Below are 23,491 nucleotides of genomic sequence, written 5' to 3'. Positions count from 1 at the left end.
AGATATTTTTATCTACAATGTGGATATATATAAGGTAGGACACTATGCATCCACTAGCTAAATTTTTCTTATTCTTTTTAGGTTCTTTTGCATTCATGTCTGTTTTAAGTTTCATAATTAAATTTCTTTTTTAAGTTTTTATAAATCAAAAAATAGAACCACCTATGATAGAGAAAAATACACATTGATAATTGAAAAGAACTTAGTCTACAGAATTACACAAACATTCGTTAGATTGTTGGTATTAGTTATAGTTTTATTTGTATTACGAGAGGATAAATTATCCATTCTGGGAGTAGGTGCAGGTGTTATTTTAAGTAGCAAATTGCAGATGATTTATTATTTGCGTTTGGTGAAAAAAGATTTATCAAGTTCGAGTATGGATGAAGTTAGTGTGGAGGTGGAAAATTAATGGATTTTACCAACTTAATTCTTACTATTAATATTCCAGGCTACATAACTACAATGGTAGTAATTTCTATTATCTTAATCATCGTTGCATGGTTAATTGGTAGAAAAATTACAGTATATGGAATTGGAAAAGCTCAAGCCGTTGCTGAAATGGGTACCGAAATGTTGATGAACCTTGTAGAAGACATTATGGGTAGTCGTAAAAAGATGTTGAAATATACGCCTTACTTAGCTTCCATGTTTTTATTTATCATAGTAGCTAACTATTCTGGAATGGTTCCAGGAGCAGGAACGTTCTCTCAATTTACAGCTCCAACATCAACACTTACAGTTACACTAAGCTTAGGAATATCAGCTTTGATTATGACTATTACATTTGCTATCAAAGCTAAAGGAACAAAAGCTTTTTTAAGAAGTTTTATCGAACCATATGCAATAGTTTTACCACTGAATATTATTGATGAAGTGACAAAACCAGTTTCATTAGGTTTAAGGTTATTCGGTAGTATTATTGCAGAAGAAATTTTAATAGCAGCAGTTTACAATATTATGCCTTGGATTGCACCAATACCATTTTATTTTATTAGTGTGTTCTTTGGAGCATTACAAGCATTTATTTTTACAGTCTTGACCTCAATTTATATCAGTGGGGCCACATCAGAAGAATAATAAAAATTGAAACTTATGTTTAAGTAATTACCGACATAAGTGAAAGGAATCAATATGAGTGAGAATGCAATTTTTGCAATAAGTACAGCTATAACAATGTCATTATCTATATTAACTCCAGCAATAGCTCAAGCAATTACCGCTAAGCAAGCGTTTGACACTATTGCAAGACAACCAGAAAAAGCTAGTGATGTTAGAACTATGCTAATTTTAGCTTTAGCATTTATGGAAGCTTTGACAATATATGGTTTGTTGATTAGTTTCATGCTAATTGGAAATATATCATAGATTTTGCTGACAATTAGTGAAGTCTGAAAGGAGTTTCGTATGTTACATATAGAACCGCAATATATACCAATAGTAGTAATCAACTTTCTAATTGTTGTTTTTATATTAGCCAAGTTCTTATTTAAACCATTGGTTAAAGCTATTCAAGAAAGACAAGATTCAGTAGAAGACATAAATAAAAAGATTAATGAAGAAAAGAAAAAATTAACAGAGTTACAGAGTGAATACAAAGATTTTGAAGAGTGCTTTAATCTAAGAAAAAAAGATAATGAAGCTGAAATAAATAAAGCAGCTGAAAAATATCGCCAAGAGAAGTTAGACGAAATAAATGCAGACTTAAAGAAGAAGGAAGCTGAAGTTTTGGAGGAATTGAGAAAAGAGCGTATTTATACAGCTAAACAATTCCAAGATGATTTTGTTGAATTATCTACTAGTCTTGCAGAGAAAGTAATCAATAGAGCACTGTCAGAAGAAGAAAAAAGTAATTCTATAGATCTTTTCCTGGAGTCTTTGGAAGAAAGTAGTATTTCAAAGATAAATAATAAGGACTAGGGTATGGGGGAATGACAATGATAGAAGAGAATAAAGATATTTTTATTGATCAAGTTGAAATTGTCTCTGCAGTTGCTTTTACCCAAGACCAGAAGAATAGATTGGAAAAAGTTATGATAGCAAAGTTACCATACAAGGAATTAGAGTTTTTCTATAAAGTTGATCCAGACATAATAAGTGGAGTAATTATAAATAGTGCAGACTTTATCTTGGATTCTAGTTATCGTAAATATATGCAAGATTTATTTAAAGAAGCTTTTGCAGACTCTCAGTACAAATAGGTGCGAGGTGAATTATGCGTGAAAATGCAAATAAAACAGGTTCAGAATTTGAAAATATAATTGAAGATAGTAAGAATAAATCTCAAGACCTGTCAGAGTTTTCTTATATGAATAAAGATGAAGAAACCCTCTCACGTGAAAGTAGGTTTACAGACGTATTAGGAAAAATAAAATCCTACAAAAAAAATACTGATATCATGCAAAATTTTGAAGAAACGGGTACAGTACTTAGTCTGGGAGATGGGATTGTTATAGTATCTGGTCTACAAGATTGTATGCTAAATGAAATTTTGAAATTCTCTGACGGTACACTAGGAATAGCGCTTAACTTAAACAAAGACACAGTTGGTGTTGTTATTCCAGGAGATTATTTGCAAATTACAGCTGGAAGTAAAGTAAAGAGAACCGGTCGTTTGCTCGAAGTACCTGTTGGAGAAGAGTTGTTAGGTAGGGTCTTGAATCCTCTAGGAAGAAGCTTAGACGGTAAAGCAGAGTTAGAATTAAAAGAATTTAGAAATGTCGAGTCTCCTGCTCCAGGTGTTATGGATAGAAAAGAGGTCAAGCGTCCTATGCAAACTGGAATTATTGCTATAGATGCATTAGTTCCTATAGGTAGAGGACAAAGAGAGTTGATCATTGGTGATCGTAAGACAGGCAAGACTACAATAGCAATTGATACAATCATCAATCAAAAAGATAAAAATGTAATTTGTATTTATGTAGCTATAGGTCAAAAAGAATCATCAGTTAAAGCAGTTTATGAAACCTTAGAAGAAAATGGCGCAATGGATTATACATTTATTGTTATGGCTGCAGCTGGTGATCCAACAGCAATGCAATATATAGCTCCATATGCAGCTTGTGCTATGGGTGAGTACTTTATGTACTCAGGCAGGGATGTCTTGATCATCTATGATGATTTGAGTAAACACGCTGTTGCTTATAGAGAACTGTCTTTGCTACTTAGAAGACCACCAGGTCGAGAAGCGTATCCAGGAGATGTTTTCTATCTCCATTCAAGATTGCTAGAACGAGCTGCATGTTTAAACGATAGTGTTGGCGGAGGTTCAATGACTGCTCTTCCAATCATAGAAACACAGTATGGTGACGTATCTGCATATATTCCAACAAATGTTATTTCAATTACAGATGGACAGATTTTCTTAGATGGGGATATGTTTAAAGATGGCCAAAGACCTGCTGTTAACGCAGGAACCTCTGTTTCCAGGGTTGGTGGTTCAGCACAATTGAAACCAATGAAGCAAGTCGCAGGTCAATTGAGAATGAAATTAGCTCAGTATAGAGAGTTAAAAGAATTCGCTAATTTTGGTTCAGACCTGGATGCTGATACAACTAGAAACCTGAAGATGGGTGATATACTCATGCAAACTCTGGTACAAAAACCACACCAAGTTTTCTCTGTTGCAGAACAAGTAATTATGATTTATGCAGCACAGAATAAGTACTTGGATGATTTTGAACAAACAGAAATTTCCACAGTTACAAAAATGCTTAGAGAGATCTTAAATACAGAGTTCAAAGAGATGTGCCAAAGAATAAACTCAGGCGAAAAGATAGTGGACGATCTTCAAATTGAAGTGAAATCAGCACTAGATCAGATTTTTGAAAGAATAAGATATCAAATAGAAAATTAATAATTAGCTAATTGGTATTTTGTCAAAGACTATATGAGGTAATTTATGAAAGAAAATTATCGCAGTATTAGAAATCGTATAAAGAGCATGCAGAGTACATTGCATACTACTAGTGCTATGAAAGCTGCTGCTGGAGCTAAGCTGAAGAAGATTCAGGGTCAAGCTCTAAGAAGTAAAGGTTTCATGGATCTGGTGCGAGTGTTTATGGAAGATTTGCTCAAGGTGCAAAAGTCTGAAATGAATATAAGCGAAAAGATGCAAGATATTATTACCTCTCATGCAGATATCAAAAAAATAGGGGTACTTGTCCTGGGCTCTGATCGTGGTTTAGCTGGTAATTATAACAATCTCATAGAGAATAAAATTAATGAAGTATATTCGGATAAAAAAGAGTCTGGTAAGGAAGTTTTCTTTTTGCCAGTAGGAAAAAGAGTAGAAAAAGTATTGAAGAAAAAAGGTCATTTGACTTTAGAAATACATGATGTAGCAGATTTTCCAACTGAAGCAGACTCCGAAAAAATTAATACTCAACTATTGGATTATTATTTGTCAGGAGAATTAGATGAAATTTATATATTAAGTTTTAGATTCTATTCTGCTAGCAAACAAGAAGTTGAGTGTGAGAAATATTTGCCATTTTCTTTTGATTTTGAGTCGAAGAATATTGCTAAAGTGACAAGAGCAGACAGAGTAGATAGGGATCCGGATTTTGGTATAACAGAATTTGATCCACAGGCTGAAGATATTTTAGAGAAGTTATTTGAATTATACTTATCTACTTTTATTAGGCAGATCCTACTCGAGAGCAAGGCAAGCGAACACTTATTCCGTATGAATGCAATGTCAAAGGCTGCAGAGAACGTAGAAGAGTTGTTGGAAGACTTGAGGATTAAATTTAATCAGAGTCGTCAAGCACGTATTACCTCAGAGATGATTGACATTATTAATGCTTCTAGGGATGAGTAGTTAAATATTGAATTTAATAAATAAATATAGATCTAAAAAATGCTAAAAAATATTAGACAGCGTAAAAAAGATCTAAAACGTTAGGAGGTCCTACAAAGTTATGGCAGAGAATATGGTAAATAAGCAGAATGAAGAAAAAACTACTGCCTCAAATTTTGAAGATATAAATATTGGTGTTATAACTCAAGTAATCGGACCAGTAGTAGATGTTGAGTTTGCATCCGGTTATATGCCTGATGTTTACGAAGCAATTGAGGTTATAAACCCTGTTACAAAAACAAAAGTAGTCTTGGAGGTTGCACAGCAGACCGGTATAAATATTGCTAGAACTATAGCATTAAACTCTACAAATGGTCTAGCAAGAGGACTAAAAGCAAAAGCTACAGGTGATACTGTAAAAGTCCCAGTCGGTTCTGAGACATTAGGACGTATGTTCAATCTATTGGGAGAACCTATAGATAACAAAGGGCCAGTTGACGCAAAAGCAAGTGCGCCAATACATAGAGCAGTTCCAAAATTTGTCGAACAAAAACCAGTTGATGAAATCCTAGAAACCGGTATTAAAGTTATAGATTTACTTACCCCATATCCAAAAGGTGGTAAAGTCGGACTATTCGGTGGTGCAGGTGTTGGTAAAACAGTTCTAATTATGGAACTAATCCGTAATATAGCTTATGAACATGGTGGATACTCAGTTTTCACAGGTGTTGGAGAGAGAACCCGTGAAGGTAATGACTTGTATTTCGAGATGAAAGAATCTGATGTTCTGGACAAAACCGTATTGGTCTATGGTCAAATGAATGAACCACCAGGAGCACGTCTAAGAGTAGGTCTATCCGGTCTGACAATGGCAGAACATTTCCGTGATGTTGAGAAGAAAGATGTCTTATTATTTATCGATAATATTTTCCGTTTCTCACAAGCAGGTTCAGAGGTTTCAGCATTGCTAGGACGTATGCCTTCTGCAGTTGGATATCAACCAAACTTAGCACAAGAAATGGGTGAGTTGCAAGAGCGAATCACTTCAACAGACAAAGGTTCTATTACCTCAGTCCAAGCAGTCTATGTTCCTGCTGACGACTTGAGTGACCCAGCTCCTGCGACAACTTTTGCCCACTTGGATACATCAGTTGTTCTTTCTCGTTCAATTGCAGACTTAGGTATTTATCCTGCAGTTGATCCATTGGAATCTAACTCATCTTTGATGAATCCAAATGTAATAGGCGAAGGACACTATGAAATAGCTCAGTCCGTTATTAAAGTCATTCAGAAATATCAAGAACTACAAGACATTATAGCTATTCTAGGTATTGATGAACTTTCAGATGAGGACAAAGAAATCATATATAGAGCTAGAAAGATTCAAAGATTCTTATCACAACCATTACACGTCGCTGAGAAATTTAATAATGTCCCAGGTCAATATGTTCCATTAAATGAGACATTACGTGGATTTAAGATGATTTTATCAGGTGAGCTTGATGATGTGCCAGAGTCTTGTTTCTACACCAAGGGTACTATAGATGATGTTATTGCAGCTGCCAAAGAATTAGAGGTGTCTGATGAGTGAAGATAAACTTTTTGAATTTGAGATTATTGCAGCAAGTGGCGAGCAAGTTAGTCTGAAAACTAGCTATATGCAAATTCATTGTGAGAGTGGCTGGCGTGGAATTATGAAGAACAACGGTCCTCTGTACGCCTTATTAGATCATGAGAATATGTATTATGATGATGAGAGAGGAGTGAGGAAGTTTATAAATATCAACGGTGGCGTGTTGCGAGTTAAATCTGGAAAAGTTGAAATTTTGACTAAAGACTTTGAACTTCTAAGTGAGGCTGTTACTGCATAGGAGTATGATTTAAATTATTTACATGTTTTTGGTTTAAGCCGTAGAGGAAATCCCTTCTGCGGCTTTGTTGTAATTTGTATTTAACGTAGGTGATGAAAAAACAGAAAATAAGCATATTAGTAAAATTTATACAAAGTGTTAATTTGGTAACTTTTTAATGAATATGAGATTTTTTGCAATATGTTTTCACATAAATTAGATAATTGATTTAAAATAATACTAAGTTGATCAATTTAGATTAACCAATATTTAGACTAGGAGGTCTATTATGAGCGTAGATATTAAAAAAGTAGCAGAAGATTTATTCAATGTTGTAGCAAGCAATGATGAATTGAGAGAAGGTTTCTTGAAAGACCCAATTGGTACAATCAAGAATAATGTAAAAGAAGCAATTTCAGAAGAAGATGCTAAAAAAATTGCAGAAGAAATTAAAAAGAAATTGGATAGCGGTTTGGACTTAGGTACAGGTGCAGCTGCAGCAGCTCTTGGAAATGCAAACGACGCATTAGGTAATATTTTCCCAGGTGCAGGTAATTAGTTTTAATTAGGAATTTGCATAAAAAATAAATTAATGTGAATCGAACCTCTTTACTGAAATTCAGTAGAGAGGTTTTTTATTGAGTTATAATATAGGTATAGAGATAATCAACGAAATTGCGCAAAAAAAAGATATTTAGAAAGATAGGTAAATTTTATGAGCAAGAGTGAGAAAGTGAAATTACTTAAACCATCCTTAGATTATGATCAGGAGATAATGGCCTTTAGAGAAGAGTTTTTGGAGCATGGTGGAAGCATGGATGGTTGTGGGGAATTAATCAGCTGTGAAACAACTAACGAATGGCTTGAAGAAATTGAGAGTTTAACTAGTGCTGAAACTTGTCCAGATGGATATGTGCCAGCAACTCAATTTATATGCGTTAGAGAAGCTGATAATAAGCTTGTAGGAGTAATTCAAGTCCGTCATTATTTTAATGATTTTCTCGAGAAATTTGGAGGTCATATAGGTTACTCTGTCAGACCTTCAGAACGCAGAAAAGGTTATGCCACAGAAATGCTAGGATTGATTTTGCCTTACTGTAAGGAGCTCGGATTAAATAAGGTTCTAGTAACTTGCCTAGAAGATAATGAAGCTAGTAGGAAAGTTATTAAAAAGAATGGTGGAATCTATGAAACGACTGTTTATGAGCCTAGTCGCAAAGCTAATATAGAGAGGTATTGGATAAGCTTGTAGTTCATATTGTTGGTGCGGAAGATAGGTAGATATCTTATGTACTATTTGTTGTATGGAGGTGTAGGAATGAATCTGAAGAGACCGAAAACGATAAAGAGAGTTTCATTGGTATTAGTTTTATCATTTTTTGTTTTATTACTGTCTGCTTGTGATAGAAATAGTGCAAATTATATTATTGATAATAAGCCAAAGATTGAAGGTATTGTGGAAGAAATTAATGAAAATACAATTCTGATAGAGAATGAAACCGGTAAATACTTAGTATCTTTGGACATCAAGAATAAAGATAGCATGACAGATTTCTTCATTGGTGATGTTGTCTATGTATATTATGATGGAGCAATTTTGGAGACTTATCCAGCGCAGATAAATAATGCTCTGTTCATAGCATTAAAAACACCTTCTAAGGATAGACCTCAGAGGGATTAGGTGTAGGTTGCATTCTTTTTTTGAAATGGGTAAAAATAAAAGCTATTAAAATTTTTAACGAGATGGATAATTAAAAATATCAAATCTTGGGAGTTAGAAATGTCAAATCTTGGCAGTTGAAAACGTCAAATCTTGGCAGTCGGAAATGCCAAATCTTGGCAGTTGAAAACGTCAAATCTTGGCAGTTGGTAATAACCAAACACTAAATCCTAATGCCAAAATTAAGCTTTTACCTTATAATGAACTTAATGTGGAATGCTAAAGTTAATAACCCTTAGATAATAACTAACAAAAAATATCGTATTCCATTATCATTATTAAGAGGTGAAAATATGCTGACTGGTGAATTGAGAAAGCAAGTAGATGCAATCTGGGAGACACTCTGGAACGAGGGGAGCTCTAATCCCTTAACTAATATTGAACAAATAACTTATTTAATTTTCATGAAGAGCCTAGACCAGACAGAACTAGGTAAGGAACAAGATGCGAATCTTCTTGGTTTCGAGCATGTTTCAATATTTCCTAATGATAAGCCTGAGTATCGTTGGCATGTGTTTAAGAATTTAGAAGCTACTGAGCTATTTACCTTAATGCAGCAGGAGATTTTCCCTTTTATTAAAAGTCTGCAAGGTGATGACGGCGAGACATCTTTTTCTCGTTATATGAAAGATGCGATTTTCCAAATCAATAAACCTAGTACTTTGCAAAAAGTGGTTGAAGCTGTAGATAAGCTTCCAACTGATGATAGAGATATGCAAGGCGACATTTATGAGTATCTTCTCTCACAATTACAGCAGTCTGGTACTAATGGTCAGTTTAGAACTCCAAGACATATTATAAATATGATGGTTGACCTAGTTCAGCCTACTCCTGAAGATTCTATATGTGACCCTGCTATGGGGTTTCGTGTCATAATAGTGATAGAGGCAAATAGTTATGTAAATACAAGGAGTTCAAGACTTCTACCAAAGTTTAAAGCTCAAAAAATAAATAGTTGGTGTGCTGCTTAGAGTATCCATTTTAACAATGGGTATTGTAAATAGCATACCAATATAAATAAAGATTATAAATTTTATAAGGAGGATGTATGGATTGTATAGAAGCTCATAAGTATTCTTTTGCAAATAAAACTATGCTTAAAAATGAAAAGAAGTGTGGTTGTTTTTATTGTTGTAAAATCTTTTCTCCAAGTGAAATAGAAGATTGGTGTGAAGATGAACCAGATTGGACAGCTATTTGTCCATATTGTGGGATTGACTCTGTGATAGGAGAATCTATTGGATATCCACTAACAAAAGAGTCGTTAGAAAAAATGCACAAAGAATGGTTTTAGTAAAAATTTAATATGTAAATTTTAGACGATAGAAAGTAATAATTCTGTCGTCTTTTTTATTTCACAGAAAGGAGGTAAAGATGAATTTTGATTATTTCTATAATAGGCAATCTGAGATGTATAACTTCATTAGGTTACCTATGGTATTAATGGAAGATGAGATTTTTGAGAGCATTTCTATTGAAGCAAAAGTTTTGTATTCATATATGCTTAATCGAATGGGTCTTTCATATAAAAATGGCTGGATAGATGAAGATGGAAAAGTCTTTATTTACTACACAATTGAAAGTATAAAAGAGCAATTTAATTGTGCCAGTGAAAAAGCAAATAAATTAATATCCGAGCTTGATATTAAATCAGGAATAGGACTGATTGAAAAGAAAAGACAAGGACTGGGAAAGCCTAACAGAATTTATGTTAAAGACTTTATGAGCATATTTAATAATATGGAATTAAAAAATCAAGAAGTTCGAAAAACAAAATTCCAGAAGTTCGATAATCGAAATTCAAGAGATTCGAATATAGAAAGTCAAGATTTTCGAAAATCGGAAGGTAACTATAACAATATTAGTAATAATGAGTTAAGAAATAATGATTTTAATAAAGGGCAAAAACCTTATGGAATATATAAAAACATATTTTTGACTGATGAGGAATACAAGGACTTAACAAATGAGTTGGGAAGTAGAATTAATGAGTACATTGATAGGTTGTCGTCATATATGAAAGCAAATAACAGAGATTATCAAGATCACAAGGCAACGATAATCAATTGGTATCTTAATGATCAGGCGAAAAGCATTAATGACAACTCAACAAGAAAAATGAATTACGATATAGGAGAGAGTTTATGAAGAACTTAAAAGATTTTGTATTAAGAGACAATGATATTGAAAGAAATGGGCATATCTATTGCAAGATATGTGGTAAAAGAGTCGATGGAGAATTACTTGACCTTGGATTTACAAAGTTTATTCCAAGAATTAAATGTGAATGTGAAATAAAAAGAGATAAGGAAAATGCAGAAAGAGAAATATTAACGAGAATATCATCGCTAAAAAGAGATTGTTTTTCATCGCCAAACCAACATCAATATACTTTTGAGAGATTCTTAAACGAAAAAGGTCAAGCTTACAAGGTTGCTTACAATTATGCTAAAAGTTTTGAACAAATGAAGGAAGACAATGTTGGACTTTTATTTTATGGAGATGTTGGCAGTGGAAAGACTTATCTTGCTTGTTCTATTGCAAATGAATTAATTGAAAGAGAACAAGTTAAAGTTAAGATTATGAATTTATCTCAGGTTATAAACCAAATACAAAAATCAGCATTTAAGCTAGATTCAAATGAAATTATAAGTAACCTCTCTAATATTCCATTGTTAATCTTAGATGACCTTGGAATTGAAAGGGATACATCTTATGCAAGAGAACAAGTATATAACATTATAAATTCAAGATACTTAAAGAGTAGGCCGACAATTTTTACTACAAACTTATCATTGGAAATTATTCAAAATCCTAATATTGAACTTGAGTATCAGAGGATATATTCAAGAATACTTGAAATGACAATACCAGTTAAAGTTACGGGAGAAGATTTTAGAAGAAAAATTCATCAAGAGAAGTTAAGAAAATACAAAGAGTTACTTTTATATGGAGGTGGAATAGATGATTAATGAAGAAGTATCTAGGGCAAGTCTTAATCTTGAAGTAAGGCTTGCAAAAGCAACAAGTAAAGCAATTCTTGATGCCTTAAAGAAAGTACACAAGCAAATAGAAGAACAAGGAGGCTTGAAAAATGTAATAAAAAATAACGGAGAAGAAGTAAAGCTAAAGGATATGGTTAAAAAGGGGCAGTTAGAAGAAATTAATCTAAAAGATCCTGAGTTAAAAGAACTAAAGAAAATTTTAAATAAACACGGAGTGAAGTTTTCTGTTATGAAAGATAAGGAAACTGGTAACCATTCTGTGTTTTTTCAATCTAAGGATATAAAAGTAATGGAACATGCCTTTAAAAAAGCAGTTAAGGGTTCTGAAAGAAAGGCCGATAGAAAAGATTCAATAACGAAGACAATAAATAAGTTTAAAGATATGGCTAAGGACACCATTAGTAAAGATAAAGTTAAAAATAAACATAAGGAGCAAAGCTTATGATAAGTAATTTAAAAACATTTGAAAATAAGAATTTTGGGAAACTCACTGTTATTGAAAAAGATGGTGAGTTTTTCTTTATAGCAAATGAAGTAGCAACTATGCTAGGATATGTCAATCCCAGAAAAGCTATTTATGACCATGTAGACGAAGAAGATAAGGGTGTAACGAAATGGAACACCCCTGGAGGAATACAGAATATTTCAATAATTAACGAATCAGGATTGTATTCACTTATCCTCTCATCAAAACTACCACAAGCAAAAATATTCAAAGCTTGGGTAACTAGAGAAGTCTTACCAAGTATTAGAAAAAATGGAGGATATATAGTAGGGCAAGAAAAGAAAACTAATGAAGAGTTACTTGCAGATGCAATTCTGGTAGCCAATAGAATTATTGCCGAAAGAGAAGAAGAGATTGAAGAATTAAGACTAAAGGCAGACTATTATGACAAATTAGTAGATTACAACCTACTTACAAACTTTAGAAATACTGCCAAAGAATTAGGAATACCACAAAATCAATTTATAAGTTTTCTAATGGATAAGGGACTAATTTACAGAGATAAGAAAAAGAAACTCTTACCTTATGCAGATAAGAACAAAGGATATTTTGAAGTAAAAGAATGGGTTGATCCACTAGGTACACTTGTAGGAATACAAACATTTATAACACCAAAGGGAAGACACTACCTACTAATTTTATTAGATAGTGAAGGTTTCTACGATGAATAAGGTATTAGAAGCCATTCTTTCTGATATTAAAAATCTAATTAAAATAGACAACCCAAAGAAATTTATATTATCAAACATTCCTTATATATCCTTTTTCTACATTGGAAATATCTTTTCTAAGCACATAAATTCTTATGTTGGAGGAGATATTATTGATAGAATAATGGTGGGAATTTCTGATATAGGAACTTTATCCTATATACCAAGTCTTAATCCAAGGGACTTTTTAGTAGGTATTTCAGTTGCTGGTCTTGTTAAGCTAATTGTTTATAGCAAAGGAAAAAATAAAAAGAAATATAGGCAAGGTAAAGAGTATGGATCTGCAAGATGGGGAGAAAGCAAGGATATTGCTCCATATATTGACCCAAAGTTTGAAAATAATGTACTAATAACTAATACCGAAAGACTAACAATGAACTCAAGACCTAAAAATCCTAAATACGCTAGAAATAAAAATGTATTAGTAATAGGTGGTTCTGGATCAGGTAAAACAAGATTTTATGTAAAGCCAAATCTAATGCAAATGCACTCTTCCTATGTAGTAACAGACCCTAAAGGCACGCTTGTGTTAGAGTGCGGGAAAATGCTTTATGAAAATGGATACGACATAAAGATATTAAACACAATAAACTTTAAAAAATCCATGAAATACAATCCCTTTTCTTATCTTCGATCAGAAAAAGATATTTTAAAGCTTGTCCAAACTATAATTGCTAACACCAAGGGAGATGGAGAAAAGGCAGGAGAAGATTTCTGGGTAAAGGCTGAAAAGCTCTATTACACTGCCCTCATCGGTTATATATATTATGAAGCACCAGAAGAAGAAAAGAATTTTAAGACACTTTTGGATATGATTGACGCAAGTGAAGTCAGAGAAGATGACGAAACCTATATGAACCCAATTGATAGGCTTTTTGAAGCTCTTGAAAAGAAAGACCCAAGTCATTTTGCAGTTAAGCAATATAAGAAATATAAACTAGCAGCTGGAGTAATAGAATTAAGGAGAACACTTAATCACTGTTTTAGTGAAATATGTACTTCTTAATTCTTTTTTATTTAAGAAATTAAGAGGAAGGAGGAAAAAGTGAGGAATTTTGAAAAGATAACAGCACTCTATGAGAGATTAAGTCGAGATGATGAACTTGAAGGAGAAAGTAACTCAATCGTTAATCAAAAGAAAATCCTTGAAGAATATGCAAGTAAGAATAATTTAACCAACATCATCCATTTTACAGATGACGGAATAAGCGGGACACAGTTTGACAGACCGGGATTTATGGCAATGATGAACGGAGTCAATCAAGGAAATATTGGTTGTATCATTGTAAAAGATATGAGCAGACTTGGCAGAGATTATCTCAAAGTTGGTCAATGTATGGAGATACTAAGACAAAAGGGCGTAAGACTAATCGCTATCAATGATAATGTAGATAGTTTTTACAGAGAAGATGATTTTACTCCCTTTAGAAATATCATGAATGAATGGTATGCAAGAGATACATCAAGAAAAATACAATCGACTTTCAGGTCAAAAGGCGAAAGTGGGAAACATACTGCAAGCACACCGCCTTATGGCTATATCAAAGATGAAAAAGATAAAAACAAATGGATTGTAGATGAAAAAGCAGCCGAGATAGTAAGACGAATATTTAATCTTACAATGGACGGAGCAGGACCATACAAAATAGCAAAGATACTGGAAGCGGACAAGATAGATATACCCGCTTATCATCAGCAAAAAATGGGATATGGATTACATCAAAGCAAAAACTTTGAACATCCCTATCGTTGGTGCAGCTCAACAATAGCAAGCATTTTAAAGAAACAGGAATACTTGGGGCATACAGTCAATTTCAAAACAAGAAAGCACTTCAAGGACAAGAAAAGCAAATATGTATCCGAGGATAACTGGCTTATTTTTGAAAATACACACGAGCCAATCATAGACCAAGAAACCTTTGATAATGTGCAAAGGATAAGAGGAAATGTAAAAAGGTATCCTGACGGTTGGGGAGAATATCACCCACTCACAGGACTAATGTATTGTGCAGATTGTGGGAGCAAGATGTATGTTCATAGAACAAGCAATTATAAGAATATTCCCTATTACACTTGCAGTGCCTATACTAAAACACCATGTGGCACACTTTGTCCATCAGCTCATAGGATAAAAGCAGAAGTAGTCTTAAATCTTATCCAAGAAACATTAAAAGATATAAAAAATTATCTTGATGAAGATAATGAAGCCTTTCTCCATTCCATTCAAAACGAAATGGAAGAAACCGAGAAAATGGAAATGGAGAAGAAAAAGACAAGGCTCACAGATAGTAAAAACAGACTTCAGGAACTGGAACGCTTAATGTGTCGAATATACGAAGATATGATATTGGAGAAGATACCGAACACCCGATATGAAATCTTAAACAATCAGTATGAAACAGAGCAAAGGGAACTTAGCAAAGAAATCGATGGGTTGGAAAAAGCCATCAAGCGATACGAAAAAGAAACCGATAGAGCCAAGAAGTTTATCCGGTTGATTGAACGCTATGATAACTTTGACGAACTGACACCGACCATCATTAACGAGTTTGTAGAAAAAATCTTAGTCCACGAACGAGATCGAAAGGGCAGTCAAACCGCCAATCAGAAAGTCGAAATCTACTTCAACTTTATCGGGAATTATGAACCGCCGAAAGAAGAATTATCCGAAGAAGAAATGCAGAAATTAACAGAGGAGGAAGAAAAAGAACGAGCAAGAAAAGACCGACTTCATCAAAACTACCTCAAGCGTAAAGCAAACGGCAAGCAAAAAGAATATGAGGAAAGATATAAGGCAAGGAGAGAGGAGAAAAAAACAGGAGAAGCTAAAGGTTTTGAAAAGACTATGAAAAAGCATAAAATAACAAGATTAAAATCAATTGACAATTTGTCAGTTTAGATGTATTATATAAATAATAGGAGGTATAAAATGAGAGATGTAAAAGAACCTGAAATACGACGTGCAGAGATTATGGATGCTGCAATGATACTCTTTATGGAGAAAGGATATACTAATACAACAACTCAGGATATAGTTGATAAAGTAAATATATCAAGAGGGTTGTTATATTATCACTTTAAGAATAAAGAGGATATCTTATATTGTCTTGTAGAACAATATTCAGATAGACTACTGAAAGATATTTATATTATTGCTTATGATGAAGATAAAACTGCCATAGAAAAAATCAGATCTTTTATAGATGTCACAATTATATCTTCAGAAAATATTTCAGCAGAGGGTACAGTGCTACAAAAAACAATTGACCTTAAAGAAAATCAATATATGATAGATAAGTTATCCCATAAGCTTGTTGAAAAACTGACAATATATTTTGAAAAGATTATAAATCAAGGAATAATGGAAAGAGTTTTTTCTGTAAAATATCCATTAGAAACAGCAGAGTTGCTTATGACAGCTTATGTTTTTGTTTCAAATAACATAAGTATAAGATATTTAAAGGAAGAACCTGTTGATAACTACTTAAATGCATTTAAGATAATGCTTGAACAAAGCTTAAATACGAAAAAGCTCTTTAGTAATTAAAAAAGAATAGAATGTTTGCAAGGAGAATAATTTGCCGATAGCTACTGATACACAAGTTATCGGTTTTATTTCAAGGAATAACTGACAAATTGTCAATGGAGGTGGAAATTATGTTAGAGATAAAGAATTTTAGTAAATTCTATGGGAACAAAAAGGCTGTTGAAAACTTATCCATTTCAGTACAGTCTGGAGATATTTATGGATTCATTGGTGCAAATGGAGCCGGAAAAACTACAACGATAAAAGCGGTAGTTGGAATTCATGATTTTGAGAATGGAAGTATAACGATTGACGGGCATTCTATTAAAGAAGAGCCTGTTATTTGTAAGAAAATAATGGCATACATTCCGGATAATCCGGATTTATATGAACATCTGACAGGATTTCAGTACATCAATTTTATTGCTGATTTATTTGAAGTTTCTACTGAAATACGCAGAGAAAGAATTCAGAGATACGGCGATTTATTTGAAATGACGAAACATCTTTCGGGAATGATATCTTCGTATTCACATGGCATGAAGCAAAGAACGGCGATTATTTCTGCACTGGTGCATTCTCCAAAGTTACTAATTTTAGATGAACCTTTTGTTGGACTTGATCCGAAAGCAACTTTTCTACTAAAGAAAATAATGCACGAATGCGTATCAGATGGAGGAGCTATTTTCTTTTCAACACATGTATTGGATGTTGCAGAAAAATTATGTAATAAAATTGCAATTATAAAAAATGGAAAGTTAATTGCGAGCGGAAATACAGAAGAAGTCAAAGGCAATAAATCTTTGGAAACTTTTTTCATGGAGGTGCAGGATAATGAGCAAAATTTGGATACTAATTAGAGCACAATTGATAAATTTCTTTCCGATCAACGAAATGAAAGAGCCGGGAAATAAAAAACAAAGTTCAATTGTTATTGCAAGTTTTGGAATAATAACTCTTGCTATATTTTTCTTTGTTTATAATATCATAACAGCCAAAACATTGGTACAACTGGGACAGCAGGAGTTGATACCGGCATATATGGTATCGGTATCAAGCTTTGCAATATTATTTTTGACAATATTTTATTCGAATGGGATTTTATTTGGCAGTCGTGATATGGAAAATCTTTTGTCATTGCCTGTAAAAAGTTCGGATATTATAAGCAGCAAGTTTATGTTTATGTATTTATTGAATTTTTTAATAGGATTGATGTTTATGCTTCCGGGGGGAATTGTTTGGGTGGTAAACGGAAGTTTAAATGCATTACAGATTATATTGTATTTTACTTCCATAATTTTTGTTCCGTTGATACCTATGTGTATAGCAGCATGTATGGGAATCATTATTGTTGTTGCTTCATCTTTCTTTAAGAGAAAAAATGTTATTGCTTTAATTTTTTCATTTGCAATGATAGGGATAATTGGATATATTGCAGTGTCAGCTATGAAATCAGGTAATGAAAATAGTATTGGGATTATGCTTTCTAAGCAAATTACCGGATTGTACCCGTTATCTAAGCTATTTATGGAATACTATAATTTTCCAATTTACATTGGAGTAGGATTATTTATTGTTCTTTCAATAGTATTTTTTTATATATTTGCCAAAGTGGTTTCATTGAAGTATGGGTTGCTTAATACTCTTGCTAAAACAACAACAAGATATTCTGACAACAAAAATTCGAATAATAGAAAATCAGTATTTTTTGCCCTATATAAAAAAGAAATGGGACTGTTTCTAAATTCATATATGGCAGTATTGAATGCAGGTCTTGGTGTAATACTTTTATGTGTTTTCAGCATATTTCTTCTTTTTAATTCTTTACAACAAATAGGGGAATATTCGGGAATCGAAAATGTTAATGAATATCTTTCAAATTTTGCTCCGATGTGTATTGCTTCAATGTTTTTACTTAGTTGTCCGGCAGCATTTTCCATATCTTTAGAAGGTAAAAATGTTTGGATTTTGCAAAGTTCTCCTATTAGGGTAAAAACGATTTTAAATTCTAAGATTGCAGTAAATCTTACGCTTCATTTAATTGGATATATTGTTTCTGTGTTTATATTTTTGCTAAAGCTTGATATGGAAATTATTCAAACCATCAGCTTAATAATTGTTCCTATTTGTTATTCCGTTTTTATAACAGTGATTGGAATTTCTTTGAATAAAAAATTTCCCAACTTTGAATGGGAAAGTGAGATGATGATAGTAAAACAGAGTATGCCTGTTATTGTATCTGCAATTATTGGAATGGCTGCATTAGTTATACCAATTCTTTTCCATTGGTTTTTGCATTTTTCTATAGTACCTACATTATTGGGAGTAGCACTTATTTTGCTCGTTATTGCGGGTGGCGTTTATATAAAAACTTATAGATTAAATTTTTAGTTTAAGGAGGAGATGTTCTATGAAAAAAATTATTAAAAGATATAATGGTGTTTATTTCAATATTAAGTTTATTTGCAATATTTCAGGAATAAAAGATGATAGATTTAGTTAGTATATTTGATTCCCTATCAAATCCCATTAGAATGGATATTTTATTAATTATTTCTAATAAAAATTTAACTGCTGGAGAAATAGCAAGTCATTTTAAATTAGAAAAAGCAACTATATCTTATCATCTATCTTTATTAAAAAAGAGTAAATTAATTACCGACAGTAGATATAAAAATTATATCTATTATTCAATTAATAGGGATACATTTGTAGAAGTTATAAGGTGGTTAGATAAATTTTAGGAAAATAGAAAGCTATTGACAAATAGAAAGGAGATTTGCCATGAAAAAAAGATTTTTGAAAGATGTATTAGTGCTGATAGGAATGATGTTTGTAATATTTATTATTTGCATATTTCTTCCAGAGAAAATTCCTGTTCATTTCAATACAAAAGGAACCCCTGATATGTTTGCTAATAAATATTATCTTCTATTCGCTACAGTTATTCCATACTCTGCATATTGGAAATTTGTACGAGGAAGGAAAAATAAAAACGAATGAAAATATATCCATATTTACAAATTGCATCAGTGTTAAGAGCGACTATTTTAAGAGGAGATTATGCTCCGGGACAACAGATGCCACCTATAAGGGCTTTAGTACAGAGGGAGGTATGTAATCCTGCAACAGTTCAAAAAGCTTTAAAAGTTCTTGAGAAACAGGGACTAATTGTTAGTCGTGGAAGTAAAGGATATTTTGTTATTGAAAGTGATCAGAAAATAATTGAGTTAAGAAATCAGTATTCGAATACACTAACAAAAATGTTGTTGGAAAAACTATATGAGTTAGGATTTTCGGATACTGAGATAATCAAGATGTTTGAAGAATATGTTGCAACTAAAAATAAATGATTAGCATGGAAAAACTAATCTAAGAAGGGAGAAAGATTTGATTTATATAAGTTTTATGGAAGGATAAATAATGGGAACATCAAATTCTGTTATTAGCATAAGATATATTTATCCTTTTTTATGTTTGTAATTGCTTACACATAGTAATATCATTTTATCAAAACCAACAAAGTAGAAAATCATATAAAGTATTAGTTTTTAACCTAAGAGGACATTTTACGCCAAAGTGTAGAAGTCCTCCTTTTTTATTCTCAAAAAGCAAAAACAGAGAGCAGAAAAAGGAGGATAGCACAATGGGTAAAAAAGAATATCACATCTATGTTAGAGGGAAAGCTGTACCTGTAAGTGAAGAAGTATATAAAGCCTATTGGAAGATAACCGAGCATGAAAAATATCTTCAGAGAAAGGATTGGAAGTATGACGTGATTCCATTTTCAGCAATGGATTATGACGGACACTTTGTAGATAACATCATAGATGAAAGAATAGACTTAGAAAAAATTGTAGAGGTCAAAATGCAGATCGAAGAATTAAACAAGGCATTAGCTACACTCACAAAAAAAGAAAGAGAGCTGATAGAAGCCATTTTCTACAAAGAAGAAAGTCTCAGGTCGATTGGCAAAAAAGAAAAAGTAAGCTATCAAGCAATTGGGAAAAGGAGGGATAGGATTTTAGAAAAACTAAGAAAACTTTTAGAAGATAAATTCTAAAGAGATGGGAAAGGTTAAGTATCAAAGAAAGGTGCTTAGCCTTTCTTTGTTTGGAACACAACAATATTGAAATGGAGGAATGAAAAATGAAAGAGTTAGAAAATGTAATGAGCCAGTTGGAAAAAGAAACTAAGAAAAAAGAACAGGCGGAAAACAAAATCAAGCAACTAAGACAAAAGAAATCACAGCTAAAAAGAAAGGCGGACACGAAACGAAAAGTAGAAAAAGGAGGCGTGTTTGAGAAATTTGAAAAACAGATAACCGGAGCAGAAGAAAATACAGATAATGATTTAATCTATGCCTTTTTAGATTATGTACTTTCCGATAATCGAAATAGAGAAAAGCTAAAAGAACTTACAGAAATTCATTTAAAAGAAAAAGAAATCTACTTAGAAGAAAATTCAAATCTTAAAGAGGAAAATGCAAATGATGATTTTGAAGAACTGACAGAGGAAGAATAAGAAAAGACAAAAATGTATTAGAAACTAAGATAGAGCAAAGTGAGAAACATTTTAACACTTTGCTTTTTTGTGGATTTGAAAAATCTACAAAAAGCAAAGTTCACAGGGGTCTAAGGGGGAGTAGCCCCCTTGAACAAATAAAAATGCTTTAGCGTTTTTGTTTCCTTAGCGGAGCTATAAGCTTTCCGCAGGAACGCAAAGCACCGTAGTCAAACGGTGTATCTTTGCGCCCTTTGAAAAAGGGAGCGAAGATACGACCTGAACATTAGGATAGTAAAATCCCAAAATTGAAAACAGATAAAGGAGGAAAAGACAATGGAAATCAAAAGTTTGCATACCCATGTAGATATTGTGGCAAGGTCAAAAGGGCATAGCGTGATTGCAAAAGCTGCATACAATGCAAGAGATAAATTACAAGATGAATACTATGGAAAAACACATGACTATTCTAAAAAAGAAGACCTTGTATTCTCAAAAATATTTCTGCCGGAACATATCCCGAAAGAGTTTTCAAACAGAGAATACCTATGGAATAGTGTTGAAAAAATAGAGAAAAGTAAAAATTCACAACTTGCAAGAAATCTGCTCTTTACACTTCCAAGAGAATTAAATGAACAGGACAGAATAAAATTAATCAGCGAATTTATAGAAGAAAACTTTACTTCTAAAGGTATGATAGCAGACTGTAATATTCATAATCCTATGGCAAGCGATCATGAAGAACAACCACACGCCCATATCCTACTTACCCTTAGAGAAATAGACGAAAAAGGGAATTGGAAACCGAAATGCAGAAAAGAATATATCCTTGATGAAAACGGAGGAAAGATAAAACTGAAAAGCGGAAACTATAAATCAAGAAAAGTAAATTTGAACGATTGGAACAAACCTGACAAAGCAAAAGAGTGGAGAGAAAACTTTTCAAAGAAAGCAAACGAATACTTGGCAAGGAACAACATAAATAAAAGGATAGATCCACGCACCTTTAAAGAACAAGGCAGAGAAGAACTCCCGCAAATTCATTTAGGCACAAGCAGTTATCAGATGGAGAAAAAAGGCATACAGACAGAGAGAGGAAACCAAAACAGAAAAATCATCGCCTTGAATTTAGAATTTAGAAAATTAAAAGAGGAGCTATCCAAACTTACATCTTGGATAGGCTCGTTACTTGGAAGTCTGCAAGTAAAATATGATGAATACAAACAGGAGAAAAAAGAAGAATATGAGAACAAGGCGGAACTCTTTAATCTCTATGAGTACATCAGTATTTATTATGACTTACAGGGAGAAAAAGCAAGAAAGTTAAATCCCTATGCAAGCAACAAAAAGATAGGTGCAGACCTAAGACGATTTTCCAAAGCAAGAATATATCTGAAAGATAACAATCTTAAAACCATAGCCGACCTACAAGAAAAGATAAGCACATTACAATCCCAAAATAAGAAGGTTAGTCAAGACATTAAGGCGAAAACCACAAGAATAGAAAACTTAAATAAATGCTTTGCCTATGTGGACATCATCAAGGATAACAAAAAAGTCTTTGAGGAATGGAACAGTAAATCCCTATTCAAAGACAGCTTTTACAATTCCCATAAAGATGAGATAGATAAATATAAAAGAGCAAGGGCAATTCTTGAAAAGATAACAGGCTCATCGGCGATTAAGTCTAAAGACTGGAAAAAAGAAATCCAAAGCCTTGAAGATGAAATATCGAAACTCAACAGACAATCTCAATCAATCAAAGAGGAATACGAAAGTATTAACCATATCAAGTATGCCGTCAAGACAGTCAATGAGGATTATGGAATAGATTTATCCATTGAGATTGACAAGGCAATCAAGAGAGGAGAAAAACAAAGTGTCATTGCACAGATTAAGAAATATCAGGAGCAACAAGAAGCCTACGAAAAACGAAAGGAAAAGACAAAGAACTATTACAGGAATGAGGAAAGATGAAGTCCCAAAATGGGATAACATCGTAAATAAGATAAGCAGACGCACTGTTTCGGTGCATAAGAGGAACGAAAGGAGAGAAAAATGGCAGATAACAGAAGATACTATTGGTTAAAGCTGAAAGAAGATTTTTTTACAGACAAGAGAATAAAAAGACTAAGAAGAATATCAGGAGGAGATACCTATACAATCATTTACCTCAAATTGCTTTTGCTTAGCCTAAAAGATAGTGGAAAACTGTATTATGACGGAGTAGAAACAGACTTTATCAAAGAGCTTGCCTTAACGATTGATGAAACAGAAGATGATGTAATGGTTACAGTGAACTATCTTATGGCACAAGGATTGATGGAGATAATCACAGAAAATGACGAGTATTTTTTAACAGAAATCCCAAGTCTTATAGGTTCAGAAACAGCGTCTACAAGGCGTTCGAGAAAATCGAGAGGACAAAAAGCGTTGCAATGCAACACTAATGCAACACATTGCAACCTTTTGCAACAAAATTGCAACGGAGATATAGAGAAAGAAATAGATATAGAGTTAGAAAAAGAGGGGGAGATAGAAAAAATATCCCCCGTTTTTTACGGAGAATATAAAAATGTTTCCTTAACAGATGAAGAATATGGAAAGTTAAAGGATAAAATGCAAGGTCATAGGGAGAAAATGATAGAAAAGCTTTCGACTTATATGCAAAGCACAGGAAGAAACTACAAAGACCATTATGCGACCTTAATTCATTGGTATGAACAAGATAAAGGGAAATTAAAGGAGTGCAGTAAATCAACAGTATATACCCTTGAAGATTATGACAAGGGAGAACATTTATAATCTCATATAAGACGGTGGAGAGGCTTTTTTAGAGCGTTAATGGTAAAAGAGGTATCAGAATATAGC

The 23,491-nt window shown here is 32.9% G+C and carries 28 protein-coding genes and 1 pseudogene; all 29 read left to right on the top strand.

All coding sequences use genetic code 11. The features are described 5' to 3' along the window. Window positions 1–184: 184 nt before the first annotated feature. The 29 genes and pseudogenes from C5Q98_RS04285 to C5Q98_RS04140 all read left to right on the top strand — a co-directional run bounded on the left by C5Q98_RS04285 (window position 185) and on the right by C5Q98_RS04140 (window position 23,425). Window positions 185–412: a hypothetical protein gene (locus tag C5Q98_RS04285; protein ID WP_106012441.1), complete on the top strand. Its 228-nt coding sequence runs from the start codon at window positions 185–187 to the stop codon at window positions 410–412. Next, complete coding sequence (locus tag C5Q98_RS04280) at window positions 412–1,080, top strand: F0F1 ATP synthase subunit A (RefSeq protein ID WP_106012440.1); 669 nt, start codon at window positions 412–414, stop codon at window positions 1,078–1,080. The genes C5Q98_RS04285 and C5Q98_RS04280 overlap by 1 nt, the downstream gene beginning before the upstream one ends. Before the next feature lie 54 nt (window positions 1,081–1,134). Further along, the gene (locus C5Q98_RS04275) at window positions 1,135–1,368 is read left to right on the top strand and encodes an ATP synthase F0 subunit C (protein ID WP_242967341.1); all 234 of its coding nucleotides are present in this window, start codon (window positions 1,135–1,137) and stop codon (window positions 1,366–1,368) included. Between the two features lie 39 nt (window positions 1,369–1,407). Next, complete coding sequence (locus tag C5Q98_RS04270) at window positions 1,408–1,920, top strand: F0F1 ATP synthase subunit B family protein (protein WP_106012439.1); 513 nt, start codon at window positions 1,408–1,410, stop codon at window positions 1,918–1,920. Window positions 1,921–1,937: 17 nt separating this feature from the next. Further along, a complete protein-coding gene (locus C5Q98_RS04265) occupies window positions 1,938–2,201 on the top strand; it encodes a F0F1 ATP synthase subunit delta (RefSeq protein WP_158695704.1) in 264 nt (87 codons plus the stop codon). A gap of 107 nt (window positions 2,202–2,308) precedes the next feature. Further along, entirely contained in the window at window positions 2,309–3,856 is a 1,548-nt protein-coding gene (gene atpA, locus C5Q98_RS04260; RefSeq protein WP_106013077.1) for a F0F1 ATP synthase subunit alpha, read from the top strand. A 45-nt stretch (window positions 3,857–3,901) separates the two neighbouring features. After that, on the top strand, window positions 3,902–4,822 hold the full coding sequence (gene atpG, locus C5Q98_RS04255) for an ATP synthase F1 subunit gamma (RefSeq protein ID WP_106012437.1): 921 nt from the start codon (window positions 3,902–3,904) through the stop codon (window positions 4,820–4,822). A 112-nt stretch (window positions 4,823–4,934) separates the two neighbouring features. Beyond that, complete coding sequence (atpD, locus tag C5Q98_RS04250) at window positions 4,935–6,392, top strand: F0F1 ATP synthase subunit beta (protein WP_106013076.1); 1,458 nt, start codon at window positions 4,935–4,937, stop codon at window positions 6,390–6,392. Next, entirely contained in the window at window positions 6,385–6,672 is a 288-nt protein-coding gene (locus tag C5Q98_RS04245; protein ID WP_106012436.1) for an ATP synthase subunit epsilon domain-containing protein, read from the top strand. Before atpD ends, C5Q98_RS04245 begins: the two co-directional genes overlap by 8 nt. A gap of 268 nt (window positions 6,673–6,940) precedes the next feature. Next, window positions 6,941–7,210: a hypothetical protein gene (locus tag C5Q98_RS04240; protein ID WP_106012435.1), complete on the top strand. Its 270-nt coding sequence runs from the start codon at window positions 6,941–6,943 to the stop codon at window positions 7,208–7,210. A gap of 156 nt (window positions 7,211–7,366) precedes the next feature. After that, window positions 7,367–7,903, top strand: coding sequence for a GNAT family N-acetyltransferase (locus C5Q98_RS04235; RefSeq protein WP_106012434.1), 537 nt, complete (start codon window positions 7,367–7,369; stop codon window positions 7,901–7,903). Between the two features lie 66 nt (window positions 7,904–7,969). Next, complete coding sequence (locus C5Q98_RS04230) at window positions 7,970–8,332, top strand: hypothetical protein (RefSeq protein ID WP_106012433.1); 363 nt, start codon at window positions 7,970–7,972, stop codon at window positions 8,330–8,332. 332 nt (window positions 8,333–8,664) lie between these two features. Beyond that, entirely contained in the window at window positions 8,665–9,342 is a 678-nt protein-coding gene (locus C5Q98_RS04225) for a type I restriction-modification system subunit M N-terminal domain-containing protein (RefSeq protein ID WP_106012432.1), read from the top strand. Window positions 9,343–9,419: 77 nt separating this feature from the next. Then, window positions 9,420–9,665 (top strand): hypothetical protein, encoded by a 246-nt coding sequence (locus tag C5Q98_RS04220; RefSeq protein ID WP_000340428.1) that lies wholly within the window; start codon window positions 9,420–9,422, stop codon window positions 9,663–9,665. 80 nt (window positions 9,666–9,745) lie between these two features. Further along, window positions 9,746–10,519, top strand: coding sequence for a replication initiator protein A (locus C5Q98_RS04215; RefSeq protein ID WP_106012431.1), 774 nt, complete (start codon window positions 9,746–9,748; stop codon window positions 10,517–10,519). Beyond that, window positions 10,516–11,343: an ATP-binding protein gene (locus tag C5Q98_RS04210; RefSeq protein WP_106012430.1), complete on the top strand. Its 828-nt coding sequence runs from the start codon at window positions 10,516–10,518 to the stop codon at window positions 11,341–11,343. The genes C5Q98_RS04215 and C5Q98_RS04210 overlap by 4 nt, the downstream gene beginning before the upstream one ends. Next, window positions 11,336–11,821 (top strand): PcfB family protein, encoded by a 486-nt coding sequence (locus tag C5Q98_RS04205; protein WP_106012429.1) that lies wholly within the window; start codon window positions 11,336–11,338, stop codon window positions 11,819–11,821. The genes C5Q98_RS04210 and C5Q98_RS04205 overlap by 8 nt, the downstream gene beginning before the upstream one ends. Next, window positions 11,818–12,552: a BRO family protein gene (locus C5Q98_RS04200; protein ID WP_106012428.1), complete on the top strand. Its 735-nt coding sequence runs from the start codon at window positions 11,818–11,820 to the stop codon at window positions 12,550–12,552. Before C5Q98_RS04205 ends, C5Q98_RS04200 begins: the two co-directional genes overlap by 4 nt. Then, window positions 12,545–15,490, top strand: a pseudogene (locus C5Q98_RS07910) (DUF4368 domain-containing protein). The gene C5Q98_RS04200 and the pseudogene C5Q98_RS07910 overlap by 8 nt, the downstream one beginning before the upstream one ends. A gap of 30 nt (window positions 15,491–15,520) precedes the next feature. After that, the gene (locus C5Q98_RS04185; protein WP_002838505.1) at window positions 15,521–16,138 is read left to right on the top strand and encodes a TetR/AcrR family transcriptional regulator; all 618 of its coding nucleotides are present in this window, start codon (window positions 15,521–15,523) and stop codon (window positions 16,136–16,138) included. A 110-nt stretch (window positions 16,139–16,248) separates the two neighbouring features. Beyond that, window positions 16,249–16,977: an ABC transporter ATP-binding protein gene (locus C5Q98_RS04180; RefSeq protein ID WP_000889773.1), complete on the top strand. Its 729-nt coding sequence runs from the start codon at window positions 16,249–16,251 to the stop codon at window positions 16,975–16,977. Next, on the top strand, window positions 16,952–18,508 hold the full coding sequence (locus C5Q98_RS04175; protein ID WP_106012426.1) for a hypothetical protein: 1,557 nt from the start codon (window positions 16,952–16,954) through the stop codon (window positions 18,506–18,508). The genes C5Q98_RS04180 and C5Q98_RS04175 overlap by 26 nt, the downstream gene beginning before the upstream one ends. A gap of 95 nt (window positions 18,509–18,603) precedes the next feature. Then, entirely contained in the window at window positions 18,604–18,861 is a 258-nt protein-coding gene (locus C5Q98_RS04170; RefSeq protein WP_036764702.1) for a metalloregulator ArsR/SmtB family transcription factor, read from the top strand. A gap of 40 nt (window positions 18,862–18,901) precedes the next feature. Next, window positions 18,902–19,120, top strand: a complete 219-nt coding sequence (locus C5Q98_RS04165) for a DUF1648 domain-containing protein (protein ID WP_070584738.1) — start codon at window positions 18,902–18,904, stop codon at window positions 19,118–19,120. Further along, a complete protein-coding gene (locus C5Q98_RS04160; protein ID WP_070584740.1) occupies window positions 19,117–19,470 on the top strand; it encodes a GntR family transcriptional regulator in 354 nt (117 codons plus the stop codon). The genes C5Q98_RS04165 and C5Q98_RS04160 overlap by 4 nt, the downstream gene beginning before the upstream one ends. 293 nt (window positions 19,471–19,763) lie before the next feature. Next, a complete protein-coding gene (locus tag C5Q98_RS04155) occupies window positions 19,764–20,180 on the top strand; it encodes a sigma factor-like helix-turn-helix DNA-binding protein (RefSeq protein WP_002838528.1) in 417 nt (138 codons plus the stop codon). A gap of 86 nt (window positions 20,181–20,266) precedes the next feature. Beyond that, a complete protein-coding gene (locus C5Q98_RS04150) occupies window positions 20,267–20,641 on the top strand; it encodes a hypothetical protein (RefSeq protein WP_002838497.1) in 375 nt (124 codons plus the stop codon). Window positions 20,642–20,956: 315 nt separating this feature from the next. After that, window positions 20,957–22,597, top strand: a complete 1,641-nt coding sequence (mobQ, locus tag C5Q98_RS04145) for a MobQ family relaxase (protein WP_070584742.1) — start codon at window positions 20,957–20,959, stop codon at window positions 22,595–22,597. 81 nt (window positions 22,598–22,678) lie between these two features. Beyond that, window positions 22,679–23,425 (top strand): phage replisome organizer N-terminal domain-containing protein, encoded by a 747-nt coding sequence (locus tag C5Q98_RS04140; RefSeq protein ID WP_002838507.1) that lies wholly within the window; start codon window positions 22,679–22,681, stop codon window positions 23,423–23,425. Window positions 23,426–23,491: the final 66 nt, after the last annotated feature.

This window comes from Fastidiosipila sanguinis (assembly GCF_002998295.1).
GTDB classification, from domain to species: Bacteria; Bacillota; Clostridia; order Saccharofermentanales; family Fastidiosipilaceae; genus Fastidiosipila; species Fastidiosipila sanguinis.
This window is presented reverse-complemented; position numbering and strand designations above follow the sequence as displayed.